This window comes from Achromobacter insuavis, assembly GCF_902859645.1.
Classification (GTDB): Bacteria; Pseudomonadota; Gammaproteobacteria; order Burkholderiales; family Burkholderiaceae_B; genus Achromobacter; species Achromobacter insuavis.
The window spans coordinates 120306-128957 of the sequence record NZ_CADIJR010000009.1 but is presented as its reverse complement, the minus strand read 5'-3'; the positions used below and the strand labels follow the sequence as shown (position 1 = coordinate 128957).

Below are 8652 nucleotides of genomic sequence, written 5' to 3'. Positions count from 1 at the left end.
CGCCGGCCGGGGCCTTGTCGGCCTTGGCCGGCGTCGGCGCGGCGGCCGGCGCGCTTGCCGCCGGCGCGGGCGCGGCCTGCGGCTTCTGCGCCGCCGCGTCACCCTTGAGGTTGCCTTCGCCTTCCACTTCCAGGCGGATCAGTTCGCCGCCCACGGCCATCACCTGGCCGACTTCCCCGCCCAGCGCGACCACGCGGCCGACCACGGGCGACGGGATCTCGACCGTGGCCTTGTCGGTCATGACGTCGGCCAGTGGCTGGTCCTCGGCGACGGTGTCGCCCACCTTGACGTGCCAGCCCACCAGTTCGACCTCGGCAATGCCTTCGCCGATGTCGGGCATCTTGATGACATGAATCCCCATCTCACACCTCCATCGCGCGTTTGAACGCTTCGCCGACCCGGCGCGGGCCGGGGAAATACGCCCATTCCTGCGCGTGCGGGTAGGGCGTATCCCAACCGGTCACGCGCTCGACGGGCGCTTCGAGGTGATGGAAGCAGTGTTCTTGCACCAGCGAGATCAGCTCGGCGCCATAGCCGCAGGTGCGCGTGGCTTCGTGCACCACGACGCAGCGGCCGGTCTTCTTGACCGAGTTGACGATGGTCTCCAGGTCCAGCGGCCACAGGCTGCGCAGGTCGATGACCTCGGCGTCGATGCCGGTTTCCTCGGCCGCGGTCAGCGACACGTGCACCGTGGTGCCATAGGTCAGCACCGTCAGCGCGTTGCCGGGGCGCACGATGGCGGCGGAGTCCAGCGGCACGGTGTAGTAGCCGGTCGGCACCACGCTGCCCGGGCGGCCGGTCCACGGCGTCACGGGACGGTCGTGGTGGCCGTCGAACGGGCCGTTGTACAGGCGCTTGGGTTCCAGGAAGATGACCGGATCGTCGTTCTCGATGGACGCGATCAGCAGGCCCTTGGCGTCGTAGGGGTTGGACGGCATCACCGTGCGCAGCCCGCAGACCTGGGTGAACATCGCCTCGGGGCTCTGGCTGTGGGTCTGGCCGCCGTAGATGCCGCCGCCGCAGGGCATGCGGATGGTCATGGGCGCGATGAATTCGCCCACCGAGCGGTAGCGCAGGCGCGCCGCCTCGGACACGATCTGGTCGGAGGCCGGGTAGAAATAGTCGGCGAACTGGATCTCGCACACCGGCCGCAGGCCGTAGGCGCCCATGCCCACCGCCACGCCGACGATGCCGCCTTCGGAGATCGGCGTGTCGAACACGCGCGAGCTGCCGTACTTGGCCTGCAGGCCCTCGGTGCAGCGGAACACGCCGCCGAAATAGCCCACGTCCTGGCCGAACACCACCACGTTGCCGTCACGCTCCAGCATCACATCCATGGCCGAGCGCAAAGCCTGGATCATGGTCATCGGCGCGGACGCCGGACCCCCATTGTTATCGATAGCCATGACTCACACTCCGAGCTGCTGACGTTGCCGGCGCAGGTGCTCCGGCATGTCCTTGTAGACGTCTTCAAAGATGCTGGCGGCGCTGGGGACGTGGCCGTCCACCAGGGTGCCGTAGCTTTCCGCTTCCTTCTGCGCCGCCTGGATCTCGGCGTCGAGCTCGGCGCGCACCGCGTCGTGCTCGGCCTCGGACCAGATGCCACGCAGGATCAGGTGCTTCTTGAAGCGCTCGATCGGGTCGCCCAGCGGGAAGTGGCTCCAGTCGTCGCCGGGGCGGTACTTGGAGGGGTCGTCGGAGGTGGAGTGCGGGCCCGCGCGATAGGTCACCCATTCGATCAGGGTGGGGCCGAGATTGCTGCGCGCGCGTTCGGCGGCCCAGCGCGAGGCGGCGTAGACCGCCAGGAAATCGTTGCCGTCGACCCGCAGCGAGGCGATGCCGCAGCCCACGCCGCGGCCGGCGAAGGTGGCGCCCTCGCCCCCGGCGATGGCCTGGAAGGTCGAGATGGCCCACTGGTTGTTGACCACGTTCAGGATCACCGGCGCGCGGTACACGTGGGCGAAGGTCAGCGCGGTGTGGAAGTCCGCCTCGGCGGTGGCGCCGTCGCCGATCCAGCCGGACGCGATGCGGGTATCGCCCTTGATGGCCGAGGCCATGCCCCAGCCCACCGCCTGGATGAACTGCGTGGCCAGGTTGCCCGAGATGGTGAAGAAGCCGTTCTCGCGGTCGGAATACATGACCGGCAGCTGGCGCCCCTTGAGCGGGTCGCGCTCGTTGGACATGAGCTGGCACATCATGGTCACCAGCGACACGTCGCGCGCGAGCAGGATGCTCTGCTGGCGGTAGGTCGGGAAACACATGTCGCCCTGCTCCAGCGCCAGCGCATGGGCCGAGCCGATGGCCTCTTCGCCCAGGCTCTGCATGTAGAAGGAGATCTTCTTCTTGCGCTGGGCGGTCAGCATGCGGCCGTCGAAGATGCGCGTCTTGAGCATGGTGCGCATGCCACGGCGCAGCAGCTCGTCGCTGATCTCCGGCGCCCACGGGCCGACGGCGCGGCCGTCGTCGTCGATGACCCGCACCAGGCTGTAGGCCAGGCTGCCGGTGTCGATCGCGGCGACATCAATGGGGGGTTTGGGCACCTCGCCGGGCGGCGACAGGCGCAGGTAGGAAAAGTCGGTCTTGCAACCCGGACGCCCGGTAGGCTCGGGGACGTGCAACTTCAGCGGCCCATATTGGCTCATGAATTGTCTCCACGCTTGATCGTGTCATGCGCATTCTTCTCACCAAGACACTGCCCGGGGGGGTGACCTCGGACATTGCCATCGTCGGCCTGTGCAAAGGGATAAACATGCACGGCCGGGAGCCAGAGTAGCACAGGGCGCGGCCCCGAGACAGGGGCCGCGCCGGGCCTTGCTGGCCGCGCGGTTCGGGGTCCGGCCGGCGCGCGCGGCAGGGGGTTGCACGCCCCTGCCCGCCCCCTATCACCAGCGGTAGGTCGCCGTGCCGATCACGCGGCGCGGCTCGCCGTAGAAGCAACCATAGGTGCAGCTGCCGATGTAGGTCTTGTCGGCCAGGTTGGTGGCGTTGAGCGCGAACCGCCAGGGGCCGGTGGTGTAGCTGACCATGGCGTCGAACAGCGTGAAGGACGGCACCTCGACCGCCGTGCCATGCGCCAGGCCGCGCGTGCTGCCGACGTAGCGCACGCCCGCGCCGACCCGCAGCCCCGGCAGGCCGAAGGCGCCGAAGCCGTAGTCGCCCCAGACCGAGAACTGGTTGAACGGCACCGAATTCAGGCGCTTGCCGACCTCGTCCGGTTGCAGCGGGCTGGCCTTGAGGGTGCGCGCATCGGTGTAGGCATAGGCGGCGATCAGGTTGGCGTGGCGGCCGACGCGGGTGCGCGCCTCCAGCTCCAGCCCGCGGGTGCGCGCCTGGCCGGCCTGGATTTCGTAGTTGGTATCGAACGGGTCGGCCACGTTCACGTTCTTGCGCGTCAGTTGGTACACCGCCGCCGACAGCATGGTGTCCGACCCGGCCGGCTGATAGCGCACGCCCGCTTCGTATTGCTCGCCGGTGGTAGGCTTGAAACGGCTGCCCTGGCGATCCTGGCCGCTGGTCGGCTCGAACGATTCGCTGTAGCTCAGGAACGGCGCCAGGCCGTTGTCGGCCAGGTAGACGATGCCGGCGCGGCCGGTGAAGGCCTGGCTCTTTTCATTGTCCGCGATCTTTTCGCCGGTGAAGAAATTGCGTTCGTTGACCGTGACCCAATCGTGCCGCCCACCCAGCAGCAGCACCCACTTGTCGGCGATCTTGACCTGATCCTGCAGGTAAACCCCCAGGCGCTTCATGTCGGTTTTCGAGGACGACCACGGGAACGGCGTGGCCGGTCCCAGGGGGACGCCGTAGACCGGATCATAGAGATCGATGTTGGTGTTGCTGCGCTGGTAGCGCTCGGTCTCGTGCTTGGGCAGCGAGTAGTCCAGGCCCGCCAGCAGCGTGTGGCGCAGCGGGCCGGTGGTGGCGTCGTACTGCAGCGATGTATCGGCCACGACCGCCGAGGACCGGTCCCAGCGCGGCATCGCGCCGCGATCGGCGGTGTGGCGCTGGTCGGGCTGCAGCTGCCAGATGTCGGTGGAGAAATAGGTGCTGTCGGCGTGGAAGTAGCGCACGCTGTTGCGCAGCTTGAGCTGGTCCGTGAACGCGTGTTCGAACAGGTAGCCGATCGAATAGCGCTTCATGATGAACTTGTCGAAGCCAGGTTCACCCGTGAAGCGATTGCGGGGAATCCTGCCGTTGGGATTGGGCAGGACCGTGCCCTGGCCAGGCAGGCCGTAGACGTAGGCCGTGCGGTCCTCCTGGTATTCCGCCAGCAGGGTCAGCGAAGTGGCATCGCTGGGTTGCCACTTGAGGGCCGGGGCCACGTAGGTCCGGTCGTCCGGCACGTGATCGATGAAGGTATCGCTGTCGCGCTTGAGGGCGGTCAGGCGGTAAGACCATTTGCCCTCGTCATCGAGCGCGCCGCCGAAGTCGCCGGAGATCTGCTTGCGGCGGAAGTTGCCCGCCTCGACGTTCAGTTCATGCAGCGGCTCGGTCGTGGGCCGCTTGCTGACCGTGTTGATGACACCGCCCGGCGGCGCCGCGCCGTAGAGCACCGAGGCGGCGCCCTTGAGGAACTCGACCCGTTCCAGCCCGTACAGTTCCTGCCGTCCGTTGTAGATATTCACGGTGTACAGCGTGCCATCGCGATAGTAGTTACCCTGGCTGCCGCGAAAGCCGCGCAGGAACAGGCTGTCGGAGGTGCGATCCTGGCCTTCCGCGCGGCTCACGCCCGCCACGTAGCCCAGCGCGTCCTGCAGGCTCTGCGCCTTGAGCGTCTCGATTTCCTCGGCGCCGACCACCGTGATCGACTGCGGCGTCTCGATGATGGGCGTGTCGGTCTTGGTGCCGGTGGCGCTGACACGGGCGGCATAGCCATGCAGCGGACCGGAGGGCGATTCGACCGCGCCGGTCACGCGCACCGGCTCCAGCAGGGTGGCGTCGCCCGCCTGCGGCAGGGGCCGCGCGCTGAAGGTGCCATTGGCGGTGATGCGCAACTCCAGGCCGCTGCCCGCCAGCGCCTGGCGCAAGGCCTGTTCGGCGGTGTAGGTGCCGGCCACGGCCGGGGCCTGGCGGCCCGCCACCAGCGCCGGATCGACCGACACCGCGTGGCCGCTCTGGCGCGCGATACGGGTCAGGGTCTCGGCCAGCGGCGCGGCGGGAAGGTCATAGCGCTGCGCCATGGGCGCGCCCGTCTGGGCGCCGGCCTGCGCCAGGGCGGTGCCGGCCGGCGCGGCCAGGGCGATGAGGAACGCGGCCGCCAGCTGCGGCGCGGAACGAACGGGGAACATGGAATCTCCTGCGACAAGGGGGTGCTTCAGGAGGTATGTCCAGCGAGCCCGCCGCGAGCGATCATTTTTTTTCGGCGGCATCGGCGCGCAGGTCGATGCTGACCAGCCAGCCGCCCAGCCTGGCGACCTCGATCGGCAGCGTCTGGCGCAGGGATTCCAGCACGCGGTCGGTGTCGTCCAGCGGAAACGCGCCCAGCACCCGCAGCCGGGCGGCCTCGGGGGAGATGCGCAAAAAGCCGCGCCGGTATGGCCGCAATGCCGCCACCACCTCGCCCAGCGGCTGGTCGCGCACCACCAGCATGCCGTCGTGCCAGGCGGCGGCCTCGGCCAGCGCGGCGTCCGGCGCGCTGATGCCGTCCGCGCCGAAGCGCGCGCCCTCGCCCGCCGCCAGCGTGCGCCGCTGGCCCGCCGCGCGGATCTCGACGCTGTGCTCGATCACACAGGCGACACTGCCCCGCGCATCGCGCGCCACGCCGAACACCGTGCCCAAGGCCTGCACCTCGCCATCGGGACTGGCGACGATGAAGGGGCGCGCGGCGTCGGCCGCCACCCGCACGTAGACCGCGCCCTCGCGCAACCGCAGCACGCGGACGCGGTCATCGAATTGCAGGTCGACGGCGGAGCGCGCGTTCAGGGTGACCACGCTGCCGTCTGGCAGCGGATAGACGTGGCGTTCGCCGGTGCCGGTGCGCAAGTCGGCGGCCAGGGTCCGCAATGGCGTCTGGCGATCGACCAGGGCGGCCAGCCCGCCGGCCGCCAGCGCCAGCATCAAGGCATTGCGCAGCGCCCGGCGGCGCGAGGTCGGCGCCAGCAGCGCGGCGCCGGCAGCCCGGGACGAGGCACCCTCGCCCAGCGGCGCAAAGGTGCTGTCCAGGGCGCCGGTGACCATGTCCCAGGCGGCGGCGTGGCGCGGGTCGGTCCGGTGCCAGGCCTCGAACCGGGCGCGGTCGGCGGCGCTTGCCTCGCCCGACGACAGCAGCACCATCCAGTCGACCGCCGCCTCGACGGCGGCCGGCAGCGCGGGCGCGCTCATGCGGCCAGGCGCGCGGCCACGCACAGCGTGATGGCCTGCTTCATGCCGCGCCGGACGGTGATGGCCGACACGCCGAGCTGCTCGGCGATCTGCGGATAGGTCAGTTCGTGCAACTGGCTCAGGAGGAATATCTGGCGGGTGCGCGCCGGCAGGCGTTGCAGGGCGCGGTCGATCTGCATCAGGGCCTCGACCACCAGCGCGCGCTGTTCTTCGCTGGGCGCGCAGGCCTGCGGCAGGGATTCGAGGCTGTCGAGGTAGGCGCGCTCCAGTTCGCGGCGGCGCCAGAAGGTATACAGCGTGCGCTGCGCCAGCGTGGTCAGGAACGCGCGGGGTTCGTGGATCGGCTCGGTCTGGCGCCCGGCCAGCACCCGCAGGAAGGTATCGTGCGCCAGGTCGGCGGCGTCATGGCGGCAGCCCAGCCGGCGCCGCAGCCATTCCAGCAGCCACGGATGATGGGCCTCGTACAGCTGGGCGGCGGTGTGCGGCGTCGGCTGCGCAGAATGGGACATGGCGGGGAATGGGCGGGCGGGCTAATCAACAATAAGAATTATTGTCATTTATTGAGCGCCGCGCAAGCCTGCCCGGTGAAGCCGGACGGCGGGCAACGTCGGCATGGCTCGGTGTCATGGCTCGGTGTCATGGCTCGGTGTCATGGCTCGGTGTCATGGCTCGGTGGCTTAGCTCGGTGGCTTGGCTCGGTGGCTTGGCTGGGCGGCTTGGCTCGCTGGACCGCATCTGGCCGACCTCTATACTTGCGGCTTCCGATTCCCCTGGAAACCGACGTGCCTCGATTGACTGCCTCGAAAGGGTTCAGCTGGACCGGCATCGTGTTTGCCGCGCTTTACCTCGCCATCGTCATCCTCTGCATCGCCGGCGCACTGTCCGCCGACGGCGACGACAAGGGCCGCTTCGTGTTGCTCCAATTGCCATTGGCCTTGCAGCTTGCGTTGCTGCACGAACTGAACCTGGACCGGCTGCTCGGTGAGCTGTCCTGGGTCGGCGGCTACCTGCTGATCGGGCTGCCGACGCTAGCCCTCTTCTATTTCGCGGGCTGGGGCCTGGAGAAACTCGTGCGCGCGGCCTTCCGGCCCATCGCGTCACAACGGTAGGCGACACGCAATAAAAAACCGGCCAGCGGCCGGTTTTTCTATCGCGCCACGGCGCGCGTCAGAGCGGGCCGGTCCACTCGGTGACGAACTCGCGGTAGTCCGGGCGGTTGGCCGGCGGCACCGCGCACGCCGGCGTGCCGATGGCCAGGAAGCCGAGGAAGCGGTAGTCGAGCGAATCCAGGCCCAGCGCCGCCTGCACGTCTTCGACGTAGGTGCCGATGCCGGTGCTCCAGAACGCGCCGTAGCCCAGCATGTGGGCGGCGTTCAGGATGTTCATGGTGGCGCAGCCGGTGGCCAGCAGTTGCTCGGCCTCGGGGATCTTGGTGTTGTCGTGGGCGATCTTCTGCGCCACGGCGACGAACAGCGGCACGCTCGCCATCCACTCGCGCACCGACTTTTCCTTTTCCGGCGTCATGCGCGGATCGCCGCTGCGCTTGACGGCCTCCAGCGCCACGTCGGCCAGCTTGCCGATGGCCTCGCCCTGGATCACCACGAAGCGCCACGGACGCAGCGCGCCGTGGTCGGGGGCCGACATCGCGGCCTGCAGGATCTGTTCGAGTTCGGCGGGTTTGGGCGCCGGGCCCCGCAGGAACTTCACGGAACGGCGCGAGGTGATGGCGTGCAAGGGCGTGGCGATGGCGGTCTGGGTCATGGAGTGAGGCACAAGTAACGGAATTCTGGCGGCTTCCCAAATGGGAAAGAGAAGGGTTCTCATATTACGCCATGACCGCGGCGGGGACGGCTATCCCCCTGCCCGGCGCATGGCGACTGGCGGCGTCAACCCAGGTGGGTATGGCGCTCCTGGCGTTCCTCGACCTGCATTTCCGACAGGCCGTGCAGGATGCCGCAATCTTCCGTATCCGGCCGCGCCGACAGGCAGCGCTGGCGCAGATCGGTCAATTGCGTCTTCAACTGGGTCAGCTCGGCGATGCGCTCGTCCACGTGGGAAATGTGCTCGTCGAACAGTTCATTAATAGGGCCGCATCCAGTCTGGTGATTGTCCGCCAGCGACAGGATGGCGCGGATCTCGTCCTGGGTCATGTCCAGGGCGCGGCAGTTGCGGATCAGCCGCAGCCGCTCCAGGTGGGTCTGGCCGTAGCTGCGGTAGTTGTTCAGGCCGCGCTCCGGGGCGGGCAGCAGCCCTTCCTTCTCGTAATACCTGACGGTTTCGACCGTGGTGCCGGCCGCCGTGGCCAATTCGCCGATACGCATCATGCCTCCCGGA

At 68.7% G+C, this 8652-nt stretch carries 9 protein-coding genes; 1 reads left to right on the top strand and 8 read right to left on the bottom strand.

Features of this window, described 5'->3' with window-relative positions; translation table 11 throughout:
• From H0523_RS07840 to H0523_RS07815, 6 genes are all read right to left on the bottom strand, one after another.
• Window positions 1–361: biotin/lipoyl-containing protein (locus tag H0523_RS07840; protein ID WP_306670189.1), on the bottom strand; the 361-nt coding region annotated here is incomplete at its 3' end.
• Between the two features lies 1 nt (window position 362).
• Window positions 363–1406 carry an alpha-ketoacid dehydrogenase subunit beta gene (locus tag H0523_RS07835; RefSeq protein WP_054432035.1) on the bottom strand — a complete coding sequence of 348 codons (1044 nt, stop codon included), beginning with the start codon at window positions 1404–1406 and terminating at the stop codon, window positions 363–365.
• A gap of 3 nt (window positions 1407–1409) precedes the next feature.
• Complete coding sequence (locus tag H0523_RS07830; protein WP_054432036.1) at window positions 1410–2642, bottom strand: 3-methyl-2-oxobutanoate dehydrogenase (2-methylpropanoyl-transferring) subunit alpha; 1233 nt, start codon at window positions 2640–2642, stop codon at window positions 1410–1412.
• A 240-nt stretch (window positions 2643–2882) separates the two neighbouring features.
• The gene (locus H0523_RS07825; RefSeq protein WP_054432039.1) at window positions 2883–5285 is read right to left on the bottom strand and encodes a TonB-dependent siderophore receptor; all 2403 of its coding nucleotides are present in this window, start codon (window positions 5283–5285) and stop codon (window positions 2883–2885) included.
• Window positions 5286–5346: 61 nt separating this feature from the next.
• A complete protein-coding gene (locus H0523_RS07820; RefSeq protein ID WP_054432249.1) occupies window positions 5347–6318 on the bottom strand; it encodes a FecR family protein in 972 nt (323 codons plus the stop codon).
• Complete coding sequence (locus H0523_RS07815) at window positions 6315–6827, bottom strand: sigma-70 family RNA polymerase sigma factor (RefSeq protein WP_054432041.1); 513 nt, start codon at window positions 6825–6827, stop codon at window positions 6315–6317. The genes H0523_RS07820 and H0523_RS07815 overlap by 4 nt, the downstream gene beginning before the upstream one ends.
• A 273-nt stretch (window positions 6828–7100) precedes the next feature.
• Between H0523_RS07815 and H0523_RS07810 the strand changes: the two genes are divergently transcribed.
• Window positions 7101–7427 (top strand): hypothetical protein, encoded by a 327-nt coding sequence (locus H0523_RS07810; RefSeq protein ID WP_054432044.1) that lies wholly within the window; start codon window positions 7101–7103, stop codon window positions 7425–7427.
• 58 nt (window positions 7428–7485) lie between these two features.
• Here the strand turns inward: H0523_RS07810 and H0523_RS07805 are convergent, their stop codons facing one another.
• Window positions 7486–8079, bottom strand: a complete 594-nt coding sequence (locus H0523_RS07805; protein ID WP_054432046.1) for a nitroreductase family protein — start codon at window positions 8077–8079, stop codon at window positions 7486–7488.
• 125 nt (window positions 8080–8204) lie between these two features.
• A complete protein-coding gene (gene cadR, locus H0523_RS07800) occupies window positions 8205–8639 on the bottom strand; it encodes a Cd(II)/Pb(II)-responsive transcriptional regulator (protein ID WP_054432250.1) in 435 nt (144 codons plus the stop codon).
• Window positions 8640–8652: the final 13 nt, after the last annotated feature.

Coding starts and splice junctions, on each gene's coding strand:
- H0523_RS07820 (WP_054432249.1), bottom strand. CDS start 6,318: ATGAGCGCGCCCGCGCTGCCGGCCGCCGTCGAGGCGGCGGTCGACTGG.
- H0523_RS07830 (WP_054432036.1), bottom strand. CDS start 2,642: ATGAGCCAATATGGGCCGCTGAAGTTGCACGTCCCCGAGCCTACCGGG.
- H0523_RS07825 (WP_054432039.1), bottom strand. CDS start 5,285: ATGTTCCCCGTTCGTTCCGCGCCGCAGCTGGCGGCCGCGTTCCTCATC.
- H0523_RS07805 (WP_054432046.1), bottom strand. CDS start 8,079: ATGACCCAGACCGCCATCGCCACGCCCTTGCACGCCATCACCTCGCGC.
- H0523_RS07815 (WP_054432041.1), bottom strand. CDS start 6,827: ATGTCCCATTCTGCGCAGCCGACGCCGCACACCGCCGCCCAGCTGTAC.
- H0523_RS07835 (WP_054432035.1), bottom strand. CDS start 1,406: ATGGCTATCGATAACAATGGGGGTCCGGCGTCCGCGCCGATGACCATG.
- cadR (WP_054432250.1), bottom strand. CDS start 8,639: ATGCGTATCGGCGAATTGGCCACGGCGGCCGGCACCACGGTCGAAACC.